At 52.9% G+C, this 20,319-nt stretch carries 20 protein-coding genes; 3 read left to right on the top strand and 17 right to left on the bottom strand.

Features of this window, described 5'->3' with window-relative positions; genetic code table 11:
* Positions 1-25: 25 nt before the first annotated feature.
* The gene (locus FQZ95_RS08410; protein ID WP_000236289.1) at positions 26-1,063 is read right to left on the bottom strand and encodes an oxidoreductase; all 1,038 of its coding nucleotides are present in this window, start codon (positions 1,061-1,063) and stop codon (positions 26-28) included.
* Between the two features lie 333 nt (positions 1,064-1,396).
* On the opposite strand from FQZ95_RS08410, the gene yhhY reads away from it, so the two are divergent.
* Positions 1,397-1,885, top strand: coding sequence for an N-acetyltransferase (yhhY, locus tag FQZ95_RS08415; protein WP_046081070.1), 489 nt, complete (start codon positions 1,397-1,399; stop codon positions 1,883-1,885).
* A gap of 49 nt (positions 1,886-1,934) precedes the next feature.
* Here the strand turns inward: yhhY and ggt are convergent, their stop codons facing one another.
* Entirely contained in the window at positions 1,935-3,680 is a 1,746-nt protein-coding gene (gene ggt / locus FQZ95_RS08420) for a gamma-glutamyltransferase (RefSeq protein WP_160530084.1), read from the bottom strand.
* A 119-nt stretch (positions 3,681-3,799) separates the two neighbouring features.
* Between ggt and FQZ95_RS08425 the strand changes: the two genes are divergently transcribed.
* Positions 3,800-4,240 (top strand): DUF2756 family protein, encoded by a 441-nt coding sequence (locus FQZ95_RS08425; RefSeq protein WP_032185337.1) that lies wholly within the window; start codon positions 3,800-3,802, stop codon positions 4,238-4,240.
* Here the strand turns inward: FQZ95_RS08425 and ugpQ are convergent.
* From ugpQ to livK, 11 genes are all read right to left on the bottom strand, one after another.
* The gene (gene ugpQ / locus FQZ95_RS08430; protein WP_104917704.1) at positions 4,227-4,970 is read right to left on the bottom strand and encodes a glycerophosphodiester phosphodiesterase; all 744 of its coding nucleotides are present in this window, start codon (positions 4,968-4,970) and stop codon (positions 4,227-4,229) included. The two genes, FQZ95_RS08425 and ugpQ, sit on opposite strands and share 14 nt — an antisense overlap.
* Positions 4,967-6,037 (bottom strand): sn-glycerol 3-phosphate ABC transporter ATP binding protein UgpC, encoded by a 1,071-nt coding sequence (ugpC, locus tag FQZ95_RS08435; protein WP_160530085.1) that lies wholly within the window; start codon positions 6,035-6,037, stop codon positions 4,967-4,969. The genes ugpQ and ugpC overlap by 4 nt, the downstream gene beginning before the upstream one ends.
* 1 nt (position 6,038) lies before the next feature.
* Positions 6,039-6,884 carry a sn-glycerol-3-phosphate ABC transporter permease UgpE gene (ugpE, locus tag FQZ95_RS08440; protein WP_000572172.1) on the bottom strand — a complete coding sequence of 282 codons (846 nt, stop codon included), beginning with the start codon at positions 6,882-6,884 and terminating at the stop codon, positions 6,039-6,041.
* The gene (gene ugpA, locus FQZ95_RS08445; RefSeq protein ID WP_000099289.1) at positions 6,881-7,768 is read right to left on the bottom strand and encodes a sn-glycerol-3-phosphate ABC transporter permease UgpA; all 888 of its coding nucleotides are present in this window, start codon (positions 7,766-7,768) and stop codon (positions 6,881-6,883) included. The genes ugpE and ugpA overlap by 4 nt, the downstream gene beginning before the upstream one ends.
* Before the next feature lie 97 nt (positions 7,769-7,865).
* A complete protein-coding gene (gene ugpB, locus FQZ95_RS08450; protein WP_000803190.1) occupies positions 7,866-9,182 on the bottom strand; it encodes a sn-glycerol-3-phosphate ABC transporter substrate-binding protein UgpB in 1,317 nt (438 codons plus the stop codon).
* A gap of 232 nt (positions 9,183-9,414) precedes the next feature.
* Positions 9,415-10,161, bottom strand: coding sequence for a tetratricopeptide repeat protein (locus FQZ95_RS08455; protein ID WP_160530086.1), 747 nt, complete (start codon positions 10,159-10,161; stop codon positions 9,415-9,417).
* A 118-nt stretch (positions 10,162-10,279) separates the two neighbouring features.
* Complete coding sequence (gene livF / locus FQZ95_RS08460; protein WP_000416895.1) at positions 10,280-10,993, bottom strand: high-affinity branched-chain amino acid ABC transporter ATP-binding protein LivF; 714 nt, start codon at positions 10,991-10,993, stop codon at positions 10,280-10,282.
* A 1-nt stretch (position 10,994) separates the two neighbouring features.
* Positions 10,995-11,762, bottom strand: a complete 768-nt coding sequence (gene livG, locus FQZ95_RS08465; RefSeq protein ID WP_000082101.1) for a high-affinity branched-chain amino acid ABC transporter ATP-binding protein LivG — start codon at positions 11,760-11,762, stop codon at positions 10,995-10,997.
* Positions 11,759-13,036, bottom strand: coding sequence for a branched chain amino acid ABC transporter permease LivM (livM, locus tag FQZ95_RS08470; RefSeq protein WP_001539986.1), 1,278 nt, complete (start codon positions 13,034-13,036; stop codon positions 11,759-11,761). Before livM ends, livG begins: the two co-directional genes overlap by 4 nt.
* On the bottom strand, positions 13,033-13,959 hold the full coding sequence (livH, locus tag FQZ95_RS08475; protein WP_001295097.1) for a high-affinity branched-chain amino acid ABC transporter permease LivH: 927 nt from the start codon (positions 13,957-13,959) through the stop codon (positions 13,033-13,035). Before livH ends, livM begins: the two co-directional genes overlap by 4 nt.
* Before the next feature lie 47 nt (positions 13,960-14,006).
* Complete coding sequence (gene livK / locus FQZ95_RS08480; protein WP_088542095.1) at positions 14,007-15,116, bottom strand: high-affinity branched-chain amino acid ABC transporter substrate-binding protein LivK; 1,110 nt, start codon at positions 15,114-15,116, stop codon at positions 14,007-14,009.
* A 423-nt stretch (positions 15,117-15,539) separates the two neighbouring features.
* Between livK and panM the strand changes: the two genes are divergently transcribed.
* Complete coding sequence (gene panM, locus FQZ95_RS08485) at positions 15,540-15,923, top strand: aspartate 1-decarboxylase autocleavage activator PanM (protein ID WP_000778764.1); 384 nt, start codon at positions 15,540-15,542, stop codon at positions 15,921-15,923.
* A gap of 200 nt (positions 15,924-16,123) precedes the next feature.
* Here panM and livJ read toward each other — a convergent pair whose 3' ends face one another.
* The 4 genes from livJ to ftsE all read right to left on the bottom strand — a co-directional run bounded on the left by livJ (position 16,124) and on the right by ftsE (position 20,317).
* Positions 16,124-17,227, bottom strand: a complete 1,104-nt coding sequence (livJ, locus tag FQZ95_RS08490; RefSeq protein ID WP_160530087.1) for a branched chain amino acid ABC transporter substrate-binding protein LivJ — start codon at positions 17,225-17,227, stop codon at positions 16,124-16,126.
* A 271-nt stretch (positions 17,228-17,498) separates the two neighbouring features.
* Positions 17,499-18,353: an RNA polymerase sigma factor RpoH gene (rpoH, locus tag FQZ95_RS08495; RefSeq protein WP_000130217.1), complete on the bottom strand. Its 855-nt coding sequence runs from the start codon at positions 18,351-18,353 to the stop codon at positions 17,499-17,501.
* Positions 18,354-18,597: 244 nt separating this feature from the next.
* A complete protein-coding gene (gene ftsX / locus FQZ95_RS08500) occupies positions 18,598-19,656 on the bottom strand; it encodes a permease-like cell division protein FtsX (protein ID WP_001042007.1) in 1,059 nt (352 codons plus the stop codon).
* Positions 19,649-20,317, bottom strand: a complete 669-nt coding sequence (ftsE, locus tag FQZ95_RS08505; protein ID WP_000617723.1) for a cell division ATP-binding protein FtsE — start codon at positions 20,315-20,317, stop codon at positions 19,649-19,651. Before ftsE ends, ftsX begins: the two co-directional genes overlap by 8 nt.
* Positions 20,318-20,319: the final 2 nt, after the last annotated feature.

Genomic DNA, 20,319 nt, shown 5'->3' on the forward strand with positions numbered 1-20,319 from the left:
TGAACTATTCGAGAGGTCATCAAACTTACTTCGCAAGAGTCACTGTGGAGGGAGAGGCTTGCTCAAATCCGCGTTCAAGGATTTCCAGATTGGTAAGAACTTCAGATTCCTTGACGTAATTTGGTGCACCGTTGGTGATGGTTTGATACAACGCATCATAAACGCGCCCATAATCGCCCATCTCTGGCTTCATCTCTTCTCTGACCGTCACGCCCTCGTCATTGACATACTCCAGCACACCGACCGAATCATCCGCCGCGAATCCCGGTTCGCCCGGCATAATGTTAGCCTTCAGGCTGGTTTCCTGCTGGTCGATACCGTATTTAATAAACGAACCTTTCTTCCCGTGAACGATAAATTTCGGATAATCGATTTTCACCAGATGGCTGGTTTTGACGATGGCTTTTAGATCGCCATAAAACAGCTGCGCTTCGAAGGTGTCGTCAGGATTGGCTTTATTACGCAGGCTGCGGATGTCATAAGCGACGTGATCCGGGCGACCGAACAGCGAGATAATCTGGTCGAGGGTATGCACACCAAGGCCATAGAACGCGCCATCCTGCGGCAGTCCAGGTTTGGTTTCTGCCACTGGGCGGTAATAGTCAAAATGGCTTTCCACTTCAACAATCTCTCCCAGCTTGCCGCTTTCAATCGCTTTTTTCGCCGTCAGAAAACAGGAATCAAAGCGACGATTCTGATACGGCGTGACGGTCAGCCCTTTACTTTTCGCCAGCGCAAAAAGTTCTTTCGCCTGGGCAAGCGTCGGAGTAAACGGTTTTTCGACCAGCACATTTTTCCCAGCCTCCAGCGCGCGCTTCGCGTACTCGAAGTGGCTGTCCGCATGGGTGCAGACAACAACCAGCTTAACATCGGGATCGTTTAGTACTTCGTCGAGATCGCTGGTGAAATGGATATGAGAGTAAATGGGGGCCTGTTCTTCCGGCTTCGCATGGCGGCGAAAAATATGCGCGACATGCCAGCTATCCTTGCGGTTAAGTACATACGGCAGATGGTAACGGGTGGTGCTTTTGCCGAAGCCAATAAAGGCGCAGTTGATGACCATGATTTCGTCCTTTTTAAGGTGATTATTTACACCTTAGCGCAAAGCGGACGTGGTTCCTACTGGAGTGCGCATAACGATCACAAGCACTTCCCGTGGATAAATTGAAAACGAAAGATCAAAAAAAAAGCCAGCACCCGGCTGGCTAAGTAATACTGGAAGCAATGTGAGCAATGTCGTGCTTTCAGGTTCTCCGCGAGGGTCTTCCTGATCGCGAGACAATAATAATCATTCTCATTCGCACTTGTCCAACACTTTTTGCAAAAAAATGCATTTGACTCGCATTTGAAAGTCAATGATGTTGAAAGGGACATTTACCCCAAAGAGGACAAAGGAATGAGTGAGATAGTAATACGCCACGCAGAAACACGGGATTACGAGGCCATCAGGCAAATTCACGCCCAGCCGGAGGTGTATTGCAACACACTACAGGTGCCTCATCCTTCCGATCATATGTGGCAGGAGCGACTCGCCGATCGTCCCGGCATCAAGCAACTTGTCGCCTGTATTGATAGAGACGTCGTGGGCCATCTCACCATTGACGTGCAACAACGCCCACGCCGCAGTCATGTTGCCGACTTTGGTATCTGTGTCGACTCCCGCTGGAAGAACCGCGGCGTCGCCAGCGCCCTGATGCGAGAGATGATTGCAATGTGCGACAACTGGTTGCGGGTAGATCGTATTGAACTAACGGTGTTCGTTGATAACGCGCCAGCAATTAAGGTCTATAAAAAATTCGGCTTTGAAATTGAAGGGACTGGCAAGAAGTACGCATTACGTAATGGTGAATATGTCGATGCGTATTTTATGGCGCGGGTGAAATAGAGAATTTGTAATCTAAAAGCCCTCGCCTACCGGGAGAGGGCTTAAGATATTAATACCCCGCCGTTAAATCATCTACCGAACGTGGGTCGGATGCACCGTACAACTCACCGTCAGGCCCAACCATAATGCTTTGTGTACTGCCCATCGCCTCTTTCAGCGCCACTTTCTGACCTTTTGCTTCCAGCAGCTTGAGCGTATCCGGGCTAAATCCTTTCTCGACACGCAGCTCGTCCGGCAACCACTGATGGTGGAAACGCGGCGCATTGGTGGCTTCGGCGACATTCATGCCATAATCGATGCTGTTCACCACCATTTGCAGCACAGTGGTGATAATCCGGCTACCGCCTGGGCTTCCGGTGACCAGCCAGGTTTTACCATCCTTGACCACAATGGTTGGTGACATCGACGACAGCGGGCGTTTATTCGGCCCGACGGCGTTAGCATCACCACCCACCAGCCCGTAAACGTTCGGTACGCCCGGTTTGGCGGAGAAATCATCCATCTGGTTATTGAGCAAAATACCGCTCTCGCCCGCGACAATGCCCGTACCGAAGGTGGTGTTCAGCGTATAGGTCACCGCCACGGCGTTACCGTCTTTATCCACCACTGAGTAATGGGTAGTTTGATTACTCTCATAAGGCGCAAGCTTGCCAGGACGAATTTCGCTGGATGGCTTCGCTTTATTGATATCGATTTGATCGGCAATAGATTTGGCATAGGCTTTATTGGTCAGCGCCTGCCACGGTACTTTGACAAAATCCGGGTCGCCAAGATATTCCGAGCGATCGGCGTAGGCATGTTTCTCCGCTTCTGCCATGATTTGCATCGCGTCGGCGCTGCCAAAGCCGTATTTCTGCATATCGAAGTTTTCCAGAATATTGAGGATCTGTACGATATGAATCCCGCCGGAGGATGGCGGTGGCATGGAGTAAACCTGATACTCGCGATAATCGCCACTTATTGGTGTACGTTCGACCGCTTTATAGGCCGCTAAATCTTCTTTAGTGATCAAGCCACCGTTTTTCTGCATCTCCAGGGCGATTTGTTCCGCTATCGTGCCTTTGTAGAATTCATCCGGGCCGTTTTCGGCAATCATCTCCAGGCTCTTTGCCAGATTCGTCTGTACCAGCTTGTCGCCCTTTTTCAGCGGCTCGCCCTCTTTCCAGAAGATAGCTTTGCTGTTTTCGTGATTTGGTAGCACTTCACTGCCGTAGGTTTTGAGATCGTCAGCCAGCGCGTCGTTAACGATAAAACCATCGCGTGCCAGTTTAAACGCGGGCTGCACAACTTTGTTCAGCGGCATGGTGCCGTATTTCTCCAGCGCCAACGAGAAGCCCGCTACCGTACCTGGTGTGCCAGAAGCAAGATGCGAAGTGAGAGATTTTTTGCTGTCCGGGTTGCCCTGATCATCAAGGAACATATCGCGGGTCGCTTTGGCGGGTGCCATTTCGCGGAAATCGATAGCGGTGGTATTGCCATCTTTAGTGCGGATCAGCATAAAACCGCCGCCGCCCAGATTCCCTGCCTGCGGATGCGTTACCGCCAGCGCGTAGCCCACTGCCACGGCAGCATCAACGGCATTCCCGCCCTGTTTAAGGATATCTACCCCCACCTGAGTGGCAGTGGCGTCCACAGATGCTACCATCCCCTGCTTCGCGCGTACCGGATGGAAGACATCCTCCTCCACGCCATACGAGACTGGCGGCGGCGCAGGTGGCGCGGCGACAGCACTAAAACAACTTCCTGTGAGCAGAGCAGCAATAGCCACCCGGCGTAAAAACGTCGGTTTTATCATCGTTATTCTCCAGAGATTAAGGGGCAACCCCAGCTAAGCCTGGTATATAACTCTGAATTAATCCTGATGATTGCAGGAAAGGAGTAAACTTAAAGAATATCTTCAGAGGAGGATACGCGATGAAACGACTTCTGCTTTTGACGGCACTCCTGCCGTTTGTCGGCTTTGCACAGCCCATTAATACTCTGAATAACCCCAACCAACCGGGATATCAGATCCCCAGCCAGCAGCGGATGCAAACTCAAATGCAAACGCAGCAAATCCAGCAAAAAGGGATGCTGAATCAGCAACTGAAAACGCAAACACAGTTGCAACAGCAGCATTTAGAAAACCAGATAAACAGTAACTCGCAGCGGGTATTGCAGTCACAGCCGGGGGAGCAAAATCCCGCCCGGCAGCAAATGCTGCCCAACACCAACGGCGGGATGTTAAACAGCAACCGTAATCCGGATAGTTCGTTGAATCAGCAGCATATGTTGCCAGAGAGAAGAAACGGCGACATGCTGAATCCGCCCAGCACGCCGCAGCCTGATATTCCGTTGAAAACTATTGGGCCGTAAAGTTCGGGCCAATCACATCAATCGCATCGGTACAGATGCAATCCACGCCCCAGCGCAGCAACTCTGCCGCGCGCTGGGGTTTGTTGACGGTATAAACCAGAATCCGTAATCCAGCGTCTTTCAACTGCATCACTCGCGCTTTATCGAGCAACTTATGATTGAGATGAATAGAGACGCAGCCCAGCCGCGTGGTCAGTTCGCGCCAGTCGTCGCGCCACTCATCCAGCAACAAACCGCGCGGCAGTTCCGGTGCAGCCTGGTGCGCGGCTTCTAAAGCATCAATCTCAAACGATGACAGCAGCGGCGGCGTCATACCAGCCCACAGTTCGCGCGCCGCCAGCGATACCATTTTGCCCGTTAATGGACCAGTGCCAGTGGTGGGTTTGATTTCAATATTTGCCATCATCCCATGTTCACGGCAGCGTTCCGCCACCTGCGAAAGCAACGGCAGCGGCTCACCTTTAAACGCTTTGCTGTACCAACTGCCCGCATCCACGCGCAGTAAATCCTGCCAGTTCAGTTCGCCCGCGACGCCCCAGCCGTTACTGGTGCGTTCGAGATTGTCGTCATGAAGCAAGAAGATCTCGCCATCTTTCGATAACTTCGCATCAAATTCGATCATCTTATGACCGTATTTTGCCCCCACGTCGATTGCCGCCAGGGTGTTTTCCGGGGCCAGTTTACCGCCGCCACGGTGGGCGACGATGCGGGGATAAGGCCAGTTACTCATACTCGTTGTCCTGTTTCACCATCAAAAAGATGTAGCTGATTTTCCGGCAGATGCAGCCACAGCGTGCTGCCTGCCGTCGGGCGCTCCTGATGCGCCAGTCGCACCACCAGCTTCTGTTCGCCCCAGCGTCCGTGCGCCAGGTTATCTGCGCCGAGGATCTCCAGCGTGTCCATCACCAGCGGTATGCCACCTTCTGCCTGCGAGCTTAACGCAATATGTTCCGGGCGAATGCCGAGAGTCATTTTACGTCCGGCATACTGACGGTAGCCACCGTTTAGCGGTAGCGCCAGCCCCCCATCCAGTTCGAAATGCGTGCCATCGTTATTCACGCGGCCTGTCAGCAGATTCATCGCCGGACTACCGATAAAACTCGCCACAAACAGAGTGGCGGGCTTTTCGTAGACTTCAACTGGCGTGCCAATCTGTTCGGCAACGCCGCCGTTCATCACCATTACCCGCTGAGCGAGCGTCATCGCCTCAACCTGATCGTGAGTAACGTAGAGTGAAGTCGTTTTCAGGCGACGGTGCAGTTGTTGCAGCTCAAGGCGCATCTGCACGCGCAGCTTGGCGTCGAGGTTAGAGAGCGGCTCATCAAACAGGAACACCGCCGGATCGCGCACAATCGCACGGCCCATCGCTACACGCTGACGCTGACCGCCAGAAAGCTCACGCGGACGGCGCTTGAGCAGGCCATCCAGCTCCAGAATACGCGCCGCTTCTTTAACACGTTCGGCAATTTGTTGCTTGCCCATGCCGCGAATTTTCAGCCCCCACGCCATGTTTTCTTCGACACTCATATGCGGATAAAGCGCGTAGTTCTGGAACACCATCGCAATCCCGCGATCTTTCGGCTCCATTTCGGTCACGCGTTGGTCGTTAATCCAGATATCGCCTTCGGTGACCCGCTCCAGCCCGGCAACCATGCGCAGCAGCGTGGATTTCCCGCAGCCAGACGGCCCGACCATCACGATAAATTCGCCATCCGCCACATCAAGGGTCAGTGGTTTAATAACCTGGGTTTTGCCATCCCAGCTTTTGGTTACTGCCTGTAATTTCAGTCCTGCCATCTTATTTCTCACTATCGACCAGGCCGCGCACGAAGGCACGCTGCATCACTAAAACAATCACCACCGGAGGGATAAGCGTTAACAACATCGCCGCCATCACCGAATTCCATTCCGTGGTGCCTTCGCCTGTAGCGATCATCCCTTTGATCCCTGCCACAGTGGTGCCGAGATCAACGTCGGTAATAATCAACAACGGCCACAAATACTGGTTCCAGCCGTAAATAAAAGTGATCACAAACAGCGCCGCCAGATTGGTTTTCGACAGCGGGAAAACGATGTCGCAAAAGAAACGCATTGGTGACGCGCCGTCGATCCGTGCGGCTTCCACCAGCTCATCCGGTAGCGTCATAAAGAACTGGCGGAACAGGAAGGTAGCGGTTGCCGAGGCCATCAGCGGCAGCGTTAAACCAGCGTAGCTGTCGAGCATATTCAGGTTGGCGATGACTTCTACTGTCGGGAAGATACGCACTTCAACTGGCAGCATCAGGGTGATAAAAATCATCCAGAAGAAGAGGTTACGCAGCGGAAAACGAAACCAGACAATGGCAAATGCCGAGAGCATCGAGACGGTAATTTTGCCGAGCGTAATGCTGAACGCCATAACGAAGCTGTTAAGCAACATCCGCCAGAACGGCGCGCTATTTGTGCCTACCCCGTTCACCCAGATGTTGTGGATGTTTTCCAACAGATGCGTGCCGGGGATGAGCGTCATCGGCGCGGCGTAGACGGCCTGTTTATCCAGCGTCGCCGCGACAAACGCCACGTACAACGGGAAGAGGATCACCGCGATCCCGAGGATCAGCATGGTATGGCTGAATATTGTCAGCCACGGACGGTTCTCAATCATTGGTAACGCACCTTGCTTTCAACATAGCGGAACTGCACCACCGTCAGCACGATGACGAGGAACATCAACACCACCGACTGCGCGGCAGATGAAGCCAAATCCAGCCCGGTAAAGCCTTCGCGGTAGATCTTATAAATCAGCGTCGTGGTAGCCTGTACTGGTCCGCCGGACGTGGCGGCGTCGATCACCGGGAAGGTATCGAAGAAGGCGTACACCAGGTTCACCACCAGCAGGAAGAAGCTCACCGGCGCAATCAGCGGCAGCGCAATCTTAAAGAAGCGGCGAATCGGGCCTGCACCGTCGATGGCTGCGGCTTCAATCAACGAACGGGGAATGGATTGCAGCGCGGCATAGAAGAACAGAAAGTTGTAGCTGATTTGCTTCCATACTGAGGCAAACACCACCAGGAACATTGCCTGACCGCTGTTTTGCGCATGGTTCCAGTCGTAGCCGAACTCAGCGAGAAAATGAGTGATCAGCCCGCGACCAGGGTTAAACAGGAAGATCCACAATACGGCGGCAACGGCGGGAGCCACGGCATACGGCAGCAGCATTAAGGTTTGATAGAAACGGCTGCCGCGCACGATGTACTCCACCAGCGCCGCGAAGAACAGCGACACCAGCAAACCGCTGACGGTGACAAAGGTGCTGAATTTTATCGTCGTCCAGAAGGAGTCGAGATAGTAGCTGTCATGAAACAGCGTGACGAAGTTATCCAGGCCGACAAACTGGCTGGAAAAGCCAAACGGATCGACGCTTTGTAGCGAGTACCACAACGCTTCGCCCGCAGGCCAGATAAAAAAGATAACGGTGATGATGAGCTGCGGTGCGACCAGCAAATAAGGCAGCCAGCGCGAGCGGAACACCGGACGGGATGATGACATTACGGTTAATTCCTGAACTGTGCCGGATGTGCTTCGCTTATCCGGCCTACACGCGATGCCAGGTCAGATAAGCGAAACGCATCCGACATTACACGGATTAAGACTTCGTAGATTTCTCAAAGCGGCGCAGTAACTGGTTCCCACGCTCAACGGCGGTATCCAGCGCCTGCTGTGGCGTCTTCTTACCAGTCCACACGCTTTCCAGCTCTTCATCCACAATCACGCGGATCTGCGGCATATTGCCCAGACGCAGCCCTTTGGTGAACGGCAACGGCGGCTTGTTCAGCATCTGACGCGTCGCGGTATCCGCCCCTGGGTTTTTCTCGTAAAAGCCCTGCTCACGGGTCAGGTCATACGCCGCTTTGGTAATTGGCAGATAACCGGTTTTCTGATGCCACTCGGCAGCATTTTCTGGCTTCGCGAGGAAGTCGAGGAACTTCGCCACGCCGGTGTAAGTTTCTTTATCTTTGCCCTGCATCACCCACAGGCTGGCCCCGCCGATAATGGCGTTTTGTGGCGCATCTTTCGCATCGGCGTCGTACGGCATCATGCCTACGCCGTAGTTGAATTTGGCGTACTCGCGAATGTTGGCAAGAGAACCCGAAGAGGCGGTCGTCATCGCGCAATCACCGTTATAGAACTTCTCGGTAGATTCATCCTTACGCCCTACGTAACTGAAATCGCCCTTCTTGTTCATCTCTTCGAGCATGGCGATGTGTTTCACCTGCTCCGGCTTGTTGAACTCAAGCACCGCGTCCGTGCCGTCAAAGCCGTTGTTTTTGCTGGCAAACGGCAGACCGTTCCATGCGCTAAAGTTTTCCAGTTGGATCCAGCCCTGCCAGCCGCTGGCGTAGCCGCACTTCATACCGGAGGCTTTCAGTTTCGCGGCATAGTCTGCCAGATCCTGCCAGGTTTTCGGCGGCTGTTCCGGGTCTAATCCCGCTTTCTTGAAAGCATCTTTGTTGTAATAGAGAACAGGAGTCGAGCTGTTGAACGGCTGGGAGAGTAAATGTCCGGTTTTGCTGTCGGAGTAGTAGCCTGAAACCGTCGGCACAAACTGCGACTCATCGAATTGAATCCCCGCTTCTTTAAACACGTCATACACCGGTTTAATGGCTTTCGACGCCATCATGGTGGCGGTGCCAACTTCATAAACCTGCAAAATAGCCGGCGCGTTGCCGGTACGAAATGCGGCAATCCCCGCACTTAAATTCTGTTCGTAGTTGCCTTTATAGGTCGGTACAATTTTGTAATCCGGGTTTTCGGCGTTAAAACGTTGAGCCAGAGAATCCACCTCTTTACCCAGTTCCCCTTCCATAGAATGCCAGAACGGAATGGTCGTCACTGCCTGTGCATTCCCCATTAACGCCAGTCCGAGCGCCAGTGCTGAAGCTGTATAATGTAACGGTTTCATCGTTTATCTCTCTTGTTGTACCGAATGCGCGAATTCACGCGTTTTATGCTCGCGGGGTAACATGACATGCTCGAATTACAGAAAAATAACTTTTTTGTTACATTTGTAAGATAGTAAGGTGTCAGAAAGATGACAAGGCGGTGACGGTACGGGTGAGGGAAAATGGGAGATGGGGCACGGATAATGCTACGTTCACAAAAATTAACGCGCCAGAGACTCTCTGGCGCAGCGCCTATCGAACAATACTCTGCTTCAGCCGTTCGTTGGCAGTCTTAATCCATTCCCGGTGGTGTTTTCTATAATGAGGTCTTGAGCGTTTAGCCGTATCAACTACAGCAACATACTGCTCGTTGGCTTCACGTAACCGACTCATTTTCGCCAACATTTCCGCATAGTAAATACGTGCCTGCGGGCCGGGGTAATAAGAAACAAGCACCTCAAACTCGCTTTCCGCATCAGCGTATTTTTCTTGTGCGGCTAACGCTCTGGCAAATAACAAATGCCCGTCTGCCGACTGAAAATCGGGGTTATAACGCATCACATCTTCCAGCGTCTGCTGACAGGCGGCGAACTCCTGAATAGCAAATTGCGCCTGCGCCAGGCTTAACATCATTACCGCTTCATGGGCGAAAATTCCGCTTAACGCCTGCTGATAATGGGGAACGGCTTCGTGATAACGCCCAAGGCGCGCCAGTTCGTTAGCTAACGCATAATGGTTTTGATTGGTCTCGGCAATCGCCAGCTCTTCGGTTAAATTGTGCAGGTGGCGTTCCGGGCTGATTTTGTCCTGCAGGCGCATCAGCAAAGTACGCCCGTGACGGTCAGCGCCCGTTTCAGGCAGCATAACCATGACGAAATACGCCACGCAGCCAATCACCGGAAAACAGAAGATAATAAAAATCCAGTATCGCTCTTGTCCGGAGCGATAAGCGTGAATACAGCAAAGCAGTTCAAGCATGACGACAACGGCATAATGCATGGGAGGGAACCTTTCCGTGGCAAATAAGTGGTCTGGTTTTAATCCTCCCGGTCAGTTGAAACAAGTCTGTATACGGACGAAGAACCCGGCAGAAGCTGGCTGCCGGGTATTCGATAATTTACCCGCCTAAATACGCACTTCTCACCGCTTCGTTTGCCAGCAGCGCATCGCCGGTATCGGAGAGCACCACATGACCGTTTTCCAGCACGTAGCCGCGATCAGCGAGCTTTAGCGCCTGGTTGGCGTTCTGCTCGACGAGGAAGATAGTCATCCCCTGCTCGCGCAGTTGCTCGATGGTGTCGAAAATTTGCTGGATGATAATCGGCGCAAGACCGAGCGATGGCTCATCAAGCAACAATAAACGCGGGTTGCTCATCAGCGCGCGACCAATCGCCAGCATCTGCTGCTCACCGCCGGACATGGTGCCCGCCCGCTGAACACGGCGCTCATGCAGACGTGGAAACAGTTCATACACCCACTTTATGCGTTCCTGGAACTGGTCACGTTCAGCAAAAAAACCGCCCATCGCCAGGTTCTCTTCCACCGTCATCCGCGAGAAGACGCGGCGTCCTTCCGGGACAATCGCCACCGCTTCGCGCATGATTTTCGCCGTCTGCCAGTCGGTAATGTCTTTATCATCAAACACAATTCGCCCGCTGGTGGCACGCGGGTCGCCGCATAATGTGCCGAGCAAGGTGGTTTTCCCCGCCCCGTTAGCGCCAATGAGGGTGACAATCTCGCCCTGATTGATATGCAGGCTCACCTCATGCAGCGCCTGGATTTTGCCGTAGTGGGCGCTGACTTTGTCAAAGGACAACATGACTTTTTCCATCTTATGCCTCACCTAAATAGGCACGGATCACGTCCGGGTTATTACGGATTTGCTCCGGTGTACCGTTTGCCAGCGGCGTCCCCTGATTGACCACGTAAATTCTGTCTGAAATCCCCATCACCAGCTTCATATCGTGTTCAATCAACAAGATAGTGGTGTTGTGATGGTTACGCAGTTCGGCAATCAGCTCATCCAGCTCTTTCGTCTCTTTCGGGTTAAGACCTGCTGCCGGTTCGTCGAGCATTAAAATCTCCGGTTGCGTCACCATACAGCGGGCAATCTCCAGACGGCGCTGGTCACCATAGGCCAGGTTACTCGCCTGACGGTTGGCATGTTCCAACAAACCAATGCGCTCAAGCCAGGTAGCGGCGCGGTCGAGCGCTTCGCTCTGGGCGCGACGGAAAGAGGGTGTTTTCAACAGGCCGGAGAACAGCCCGGTTTTCAGTTGCTGATGCTGTGCCACCAGCAGGTTTTCAATCACCGTCATTTCACGGAACAGACGTACATGCTGGAAGGTGCGCACCACGCCCATGCGGGCGATTTGCTGGCCGGGCAAACCTTCCAGATGCTGATCGCGCAGTAAAATAGTGCCGCCGGTGGGTTTGTAGAAACCGGTCAGGCAGTTAAAAACCGTGGTTTTTCCGGCACCGTTAGGGCCGATTAACGAGACGATCTCCTGCGGGTACAGTTCAAGATTGACGTTATTCACCGCCAGCAGGCCGCCGAAGCGCATCATCAGGCCGTTAACAGATAATAATGGCTGACTCATGCCTGCTCTCCTTTCGCTGCGCCGTTTTTCAGCTTGAGTTGCGGGCGCGTCATGGGCAGCAAGCCCTGCGGACGCCAGATCATCATCAGCACCATCAAACCACCGAGCATTAACATGCTGTATTCGTTGAAATCACGCATCAACTCGCGCGATACCACCAGCAAAACAGCCGCCAGAATCACTGCAAATTGCGAGCCCATACCGCCGAGCACCACTATCGCCAGCACAAACGCCGATTCGGCAAAGGTGAAAGATTCCGGGCTGACAAATCCCTGACGCGCCGCGAACAGCGTTCCGGCAAAACCGGCAAACGCGGCACTGATGGTAAAAGCGGTCAGCTTGATACGACGCGGACTTAAGCCCAGCGAACGACAGGCGATTTCATCTTCACGCAACGCTTCCCACGCGCGGCCCAGCGGCATTCGCAGTAAGCGGTTAATGACAAACAGGCTTAACACCACCAACAGTAATGCCACCAGGTAGAGGAAGATGACGCGATCGGACGGGTCGTATTTCAGGCCAAAGAAATTGCTGAACGTATCCCAGCCGCCTTCGCGGGCGGTGCGACTGAACTCGAGTCCGAAGAGAGTCGGTTTCGGGATCTGACTGATTCCGTTCGGACCGCCGGTGATTTCCGTGTTATTGAGCAGCAATATGCGCACAATTTCGCCGAAACCGAGAGTAACGATCGCCAGATAGTCGCCACGTAAACGCAACACCGGGAAGCCGAGCAGGAAGCCCGCCGCCGCCGCCATCAACCCGGCAATCGGCAGACAGGTCCAGAAGCCCAGACCGTAATAGTGATTGAGCAGCGCAAAAGTGTAAGCGCCGATGGCGTAAAAGCCGCCGTATCCCAGCACCAGCAGACCAGAAAGACCAACAACCACGTTCAGCCCGAGACCGAGAATAATGTAGATCATGGTCAGAGTGGCGATATCCACCGTCCCACGCGACACCATAAACGGCCACGCCACCGCAAGCACCAGCAGCGCCACGAGGAACAGTTTCTGCTTCACCGTGGAGCCATCAATCGCGGGCAGAATAAACTTCGGCCCGGAAACGCTTTTTAGCCCTTTCTGAAACGCAGGTCGCACAAGCTGGAAGAAAAAGACCACCGCAGTGCCAATAAACACCCACTGCCATCGGATGTCTGAAGCCGTATCGACCACCAGTTTGGTGCCGTCCAGCTCCAGTTGCACACCCATAAAGACGCCCGCGAGAACAAAGAACATGGCGGCAGAGAGCAGCGCCATTGCAATATGCATCGGTTTCATACTTTCTCTACCTCCGGGCGACCCAGAATACCGGTCGGCATCACCAGCAGCACCAGAATCAGCAGGGCAAATGAAACCACATCCTTATATTCCGTACTCAGATAGGCAGAAGAGAGCGCTTCCGCAATCCCCAGGATCAGGCCGCCAATCATCGCTCCAGGAATACTGCCAATCCCACCGAGTACCGCAGCGGTAAAGGCTTTCATCCCGGCCATAAAGCCGATGTAGGGGTTAATTACGCCATAGAACTGACCGAGCAACACGCCGGCCACCGCCGCCATCGCCGCGCCAATCACAAAGGTCAGCGCAATCACCCGGTCAGTGTTGATGCCAAGCAGGCTCGCCATTTTCAGATCTTCCGCGCAAGCACGACAGGCGCGCCCCATGCGGGAATAGCGGATGAAAATTGTCAGCGCCAACATGGCGAGGAAGGTAACAATCCAGATCACCGCCTGCATGGTGGTAATAGAGGCAGAGAAGTTTTCACTATGGCCCACAACCCACTGACCGTTAAACAGGCTGGGTAGCGCCACGTCGCGCGAACCTTCGGTCAGGCTGACGTAGTTTTGCAGGAAGATAGACATGCCGATTGCCGAGATGAGCGCAATCAGGCGCTTAGAGTTACGCACCGGGCGGTAAGCCACACGTTCGATACTCCAGCCATAGGCGCTGGCAATGACGATTGCGCCGACGAATCCCGCCGCCACCAGCAGCCAGCCGGTATCAATGCCCAGCATCATCAGTGCGGCGATGATCATAAAGGAGACGTAGCTGCCGATCATATAAACCTCGCCGTGGGCGAAGTTGATCATGCCGATAATGCCGTAAACCATGGTGTAGCCGATGGCTATCAGCGCGTAGGTACTGCCCAGCGTGACGCCGTTAAACATCTGCTGCAAGAAATACAAAAACTGCTCAGACATAAGGTAACCTTTCTAAAACCGCCCGCATTTCACGGGCGGTGGGATGATCACTTGGCTGCCGTCGATGAACCGTCGGCGTGCCACTGGAAGACACCAAAATCAAATCCCTTAAGATCGCCTTTTTCATCCCAGTTCAGCGGCCCAATCACGGTGTTTGCACCGTTAGCTTTTAAATCTTTCACCAGCGCCAGCGGCTCATCGCTGCCGGTACGCTCAAGGGCAGTCGCCAGAGATTGCACCGCCGCGTAGGTGATCCAGACATATGGCCCGGACGGATCTTTCTTGTCTCCTTTCAGCGCATCAACGATGCCTTTGTTTGCCGGGTCCTGGTCATAGCGTTTTGGCATAGTGACCAACATACCTTCGGCGGCATCACCAGCAATGTTCGACAGCGACGCATTACCCACCCCTTCCGGCCCCATAAACTGAGTTTTCAGGCCAACGGAACGGGCCTGGCGCAGCATCTGCCCCATTTCCGGGTAGTAACCGCCGTAGTAAACGAAGTCGATGTTTTCTTTTTTCAGGCGGGCGATCAGCGCGGAGAAATCTTTCTCACCAGCGGTAATACCGTCGAAGAAGACGACGTTGGCATTGGCTGCTTTCAATCCGTCCTGCACCGAACGCGCCAGCCCTTCGCCATACTGTTGTTTGTCGTGAATGATAGCGATGCGCTGGGGCTTCACCGTCTCAAGAATGTATTTTGCCGCTGTTGGCCCCTGGGAAGAGTCCAGCCCGGCAGTACGCATGATGTGTTGATAACCGCGTTGAGTCAGCTCCGGGTTGGTCGCCCCCGGCGAGATCATCAAAATACCTTCATCTTCGTAGATATCTGATGCAGGTTGGGTAGAAGAAGAACACAGATGACCAATAACGTATTTAATGCCGTCGTTAACGATTTTGTTGGCGACCGCAACGGCTTGTTTCGGGTCGCAGGCGTCGTCATATTCCACGCCCACCAGCTTATCGCCTTTAATTCCCCCTTTGGCATTAATGTCTTTAATCGCCTGACGCGCGCCGTTAAATTCCATATCGCCCCACTGGGCAATCGGACCGGACATCGCGCCGACAACGGCAACTTTAATATCGTCGGCCATAGCGGTGTGTGAAATTGTCAGTGCAATCATCCCTGCGATGATAGTTTTCGCATTCCGTTTCATAGTCAAAAATCCCCATTCGTGATGTTGTGTTGCTTTGTTTTTATGTGTTAACAAATCAGACTGTACTTTTTTTATACTGCACTGTTTTTGCCTGTCTGATTAAGGGTTTAGCGCAGTATTTTGTGATAATAGCGATTAAAATCCCTATTTTTCAGTCGATTAAGAACAGATAATATTCTGAATTTATTGATAGATAAACAGAAAAAAGCGCCGTTGTCAGCATAAAATAACGGTACAAAGGGCGGAATAATTCACTACCATTCAGGGGATTATGCTGGACATTTTTCATTCTCTAATGTTTTTAATTTGTAATTATTGCTGTTAAAAAATTAATCACCTGCCAAAAGAAATAAAAAAGAGAAAGCCTCCGATTAAATTATTTCGCTACACTGGTTCCACTTTTGTGATTTACACGGGTTCCCCATGAAGCTGACCATCATTCGATTAGAACACTTTAGCGACCAGGACCGGATTGATCTGCAAAAGATCTGGCCGGAGTACTCCCCTTCCTCTTTACAGGTTGACGATAACCACCGCATCTACGCCGCGCGTTTTAACGAGCGCCTGCTCGCGGCCGTGCGGGTAACCTTAAACGGCACCGAGGGGGCACTGGATTCCCTGCGCGTGCGGGAAGTCACCCGCCGTCGCGGTGTGGGGCAATATCTGCTGGAAGAGGTTTTGCGTAACAATCCTGGCGTTTCAGGCTGGTGGATGGCAGATGCAGGCGTGGAAGATCGCGGCGTGATGACGGCGTTTATGCAGGCGCTGGGGTTTACGGCACAACAGGGCGGCTGGGAGAAGCGTTAATCGTCAAGTTTGATTTCAAAAGTGATGACCAACGAGAAATGGCCTGATGCGCTACGCTTATCAGGCCTACAATGTGTGCTGCAATTTACTGATTTCTTTGGATCTTGTAGGCCGGATAAGGCGTTTACGCCGCATCCGGCATGAAGCATGCGTACTCGATATTAGCAATTTGGCGGCAACCCAAAGTTGCCGATTAATGATTACTTCGCATCGGTCGCCGTGCCGTTGGCGTGCCAGTCAAATACGCCGAACTCAAAGCCTTTCAGATCACCTTTCTCATCCCAGGTCAGCGGCCCCATCACGGTATCCACGGAGTTCGCTTTCAGGTATTTGGCGATTTCAGCCGGATCGTCAGACTGATTCAGGCCCGCCTGCAAAGATTGCAGCGCGGCGTAGGTGGTCCAGACGAACGCGCCGCTTGGGTCCTGTTTTTTCGCTTTGATCGCGTCAACAATTGGTTTGTTCGCCGGAACCTGATCGTAGTTCTTCGGCTTGGTTACCAGCAACCCTTCAGCTGACTCGCCCGCAATGTTAGACAGCGAGACGTTAGCCACGCCTTCCGGCCCCATAAACTGAGTTTTCAGCCCTGCCGCGCGTGCCTGACGCAGGATCTGCCCCATTTCCGGGTGGTAACCACCGTAGTAAACGAAGTCGATATTCTCTTTCTTCAAACGCGCCACCAGCGTTGAGAAATCTTTTTCCCCGGCGGTGATGCCGTCAAAGAACACCACGTTAGCATTGCCTTTCTTCAGGCCGTCCTGCACCGCACGCGCCAGACCTTCGCCGTACTGCTGTTTGTCGTGAACGATAGCAATACGCTGCGGTTTCACTTTCTCAAGAATATATTTCGCCGCCGTCGGCCCCTGGTCGGAGTCCAGACCGGTGGTGCGCAGGATCAGCTGATAGCCACGGGCGGTCAGCTCTGGCGCGGTTGCCGCTGGGGTGATCATTAAAATGCCTTCGTCTTCGTAGATGTCTGACGCTGGCTGTGTTGATGAAGAGCAGAGGTGACCAATCACGTATTTAATGCCGTCGTTAACGACTTTGTTCGCCACCGCAACCGCCTGTTTTGGGTCACAGGCATCGTCATATTTCACGATTTGCAGTTTGTTGCCTTTGATACCACCTTTAGCATTGATATCCGCAACCGCCTGCTCAGCACCAGTAAACTCCTGGTCACCGTACTGGGCCACCGGACCGGACATTGCGCCCACGACCGCGACTTTAATATCTTCTGCCAGAGCTATATTGCTGAATGCCAGCGCGATACATCCTGCCAGTAACGCTTTACCCTTTATATTCATCCTGAGAATCCCCATTCTTCTGGTTATTACGTGTATTGTGATGTTGTTGTTCAGCACTTTATTTCGTTTTATGCATGGCTACCCGTGCTTTAGCAGCATACTCTGCTAAAACATACCCGATTTTTATGATATTGGAATAGCTATTTTGACAGTTTATTAACAATCTGCGTGGGGATTGGCGTTTTGTCGGAGGGGGTCATTGATTATTGCAGAGGCCCAAAAAATAAAAACCCCGGACTCTCATCCAGGGTTCTCTGCTTAACAGCGGTAATTACGCTTCAATAGCAGCGCGAAGTTTTTTCATCGCGTTCTTTTCCAGCTGGCGCACACGCTCAGCGGAAACACCGTAACGGTCAGCCAGCTCCTGCAGTGTGGACTTGTTGTCTTCGTCCAACCAGCGTGCGCGGATAATGTCCTGGCTACGCTCATCCAGGCCCTGCATCGCGTCGGTCAGACGGTTTGCCGCCTGCTCTTCCCAGTTATCATCTTCAATGCCGTCGGCAAAGTTGGACGATTTATCCTGCAGATAAAGCACCGGAGCCATCGGCTGGCTGTCGGAATCGTCATCGGAAGACAGGTCAAAGGTCATGTCCTGTGCCGCCATACGCGATTCCATCTCACGTACGTCTTTGCTGGTTACGCCCAGTTCACGGGCTACCATTTCGACTTCATCCTGATTAAACCAGCCCAGACGCTGCTTGGTTTTACGCAGGTTGAAGAACAGTTTGCGCTGCGCTTTGGTGGTCGCAACTTTGACGATACGCCAGTTGCGCAGAACGTATTCGTGGATCTCTGCTTTGATCCAGTGAACGGCGAAGGAGACCAGGCGCACACCCACTTCCGGGTTAAAACGGCGCACTGCTTTCATCAGGCCGATGTTACCTTCCTGAATCAAATCCGCCTGTGGCAGGCCATAGCCCGCATAATTACGAGCAATATGAACAACAAACCGCAGGTGAGACAGGATCAGCGTTTTTGCTGCTTCCAGATCGCCATGGTAATGCAGCTTTTCAGCCAGCGCCCGCTCCTCGTCAGCCGACAACATCGGCCACGCGTTAGCTGCCCGGATGTAGGAATCCAGGTTACCAACAGGGGCTAAAGCTAAACTTTGCATTTTGTCAGTCATTCAAATCCTCTCAATCGATATCTTCTGGCGCTTCAGTGGTAGCAACAACTGTGCCAGAGCTTAAGAGCAACGAGGTTATTATTCACTGTTTTATCAGACCGTGATTTTATCCACAAGTTCAATGCAACGCTGTGAATAAATTACGCACAAAATGTGACATAGAGATGAAATACCGGGAAGAGACAACGGGGTCTCTTTCCCTGCTACGGAACCCATTGCAGGGAAAGAGTATAACACGCTTTTATTATTCAGGCGTAAAGTGGCGTAAATGTTGTACCGTGGCAAGCCAGGCTGCCACCCAGCCAATCATCGAACACACCAGCAGCAAAAGCAGACATTCATCGAAAGATAAGCCATTGATATCAAACCTCGTTCCGAAAACCTGTGCCACTTCCGCAACCGCCGAAGACAAACGCAGGACCAGAATTTCCGACAAAATTAATGACAGCAATGCGCCAGAAAATCCCAGCAATGCGCCACCGTACAGGAATGGGCGCAGGATGAAACCATCTGTCGCACCAATCAGTTTCTGTACGTTAATGGAGTCACGGCGAGCAAAGATGCTCAGACGCACACTGTTACCGATGACGAGGAACACTGCCGCCACCATCAATACGCCGATCATTGCCGAAACGCGCCCGACCAGCCCGGTCAACGCCGCCAGACGGGCAAACCAGCTGTCATCCATTCGCACTTCGTCAATGCCGTTGATCTGGGTGATACGATCGCGCAAGGTATTCAGTGACTCGGTCCCCTGAAAATCGAGTTTCGGGATTACCACCGCCACTGCCGGAAGCGGGTTTTCTTCCAGCATATCCAGCGCACCACCAAAACCAGACCAGTTACGGAACTCGCCCAGTGCGTCTTCACGAGAAAGATAGTTTACTTTCTCTACGCCTTGCTCGGCCTGCAACTGTGCCACCACACCCGCAGCGGCGTCATCATCCAGCGTTTTTTGCAAATAAACAGTGATTTGCGGTGACGGATAATACTGCGTCGCCGCCTGGTTAACGTTTTTGTACACCATATAACAGACGCTGGGCAGCGTCAGGGAGATGGCGATAACCATCACCGTTAAAAACGTGGCGAACGGTTTACTTTTCAGATCCTGCAATGCGCCGTGGAAGGCATAGCGCACCTGTTCGTTGAAAACGTTGGTTTTGCGATTTACCGGTTTTGGCGAGGATTTCGCCCGTTTTGGCGCGTTACGACCGCCGTCGCCAGAGCCGCCGACCGATTTACGGAAGCGATCCAGACGCCCGCCAAACTGCCGGATATGATTGATTGCATCGCGCTTATTCATGGCCCACGCCTCCATGCAAGTGACCATCGCTCAGGGTGAGCATGCGATAGGAACGCCGCGAAATCAGGTTGATGTCGTGCGTTGCCATCAATACGGTTACCCCAACGCGGTTAAATTCTTCAAACAGACGTAGAATTCCTTCTGACAACGCGTCGTCAAGGTTACCGGTCGGTTCATCCGCCAGCAGTACCGCGGGCTTGTTCACCACCGCGCGGGCAATGCCAACACGCTGTTGTTCACCGCCGGAAAGCTGAATAGGGAAGTTCTTCGCTTTGTCCAGTAGCCCGACTTTATCCAGCGCCGCCGATACACGACGACGAATATCGTCACCGCTGGCACCGGCGATAATCAGCGGGATCGCCACGTTATCGTAGACAGTACGGTCCATCAGTAGATGGTGATCCTGGAAAATCATGCCAATCTGGCGGCGCAGAAACGGAACTTCACGGTTTTTCAGACGCGTGATGTCATGGCCGCTAAACCAGATTTTCCCGGCGCTGGGCCGCTCAATCCCACAGATCAGCTTCAGGAGGGTACTTTTCCCTGCGCCGGAATGACCGGTCAGAAACGCCATCTCACCCGGCTGCATATGGAACGTAACGCCCTGCAGCGCCTGTCTCCCACCGAGATAAGCCTTGCTGACATGTTCAAAGCGAATCATTG

The sequence above is a fragment of the Escherichia sp. HH41S genome (assembly GCF_009820115.1).
Lineage (GTDB): Bacteria > Pseudomonadota > Gammaproteobacteria > Enterobacterales > Enterobacteriaceae > Escherichia > Escherichia coli_F.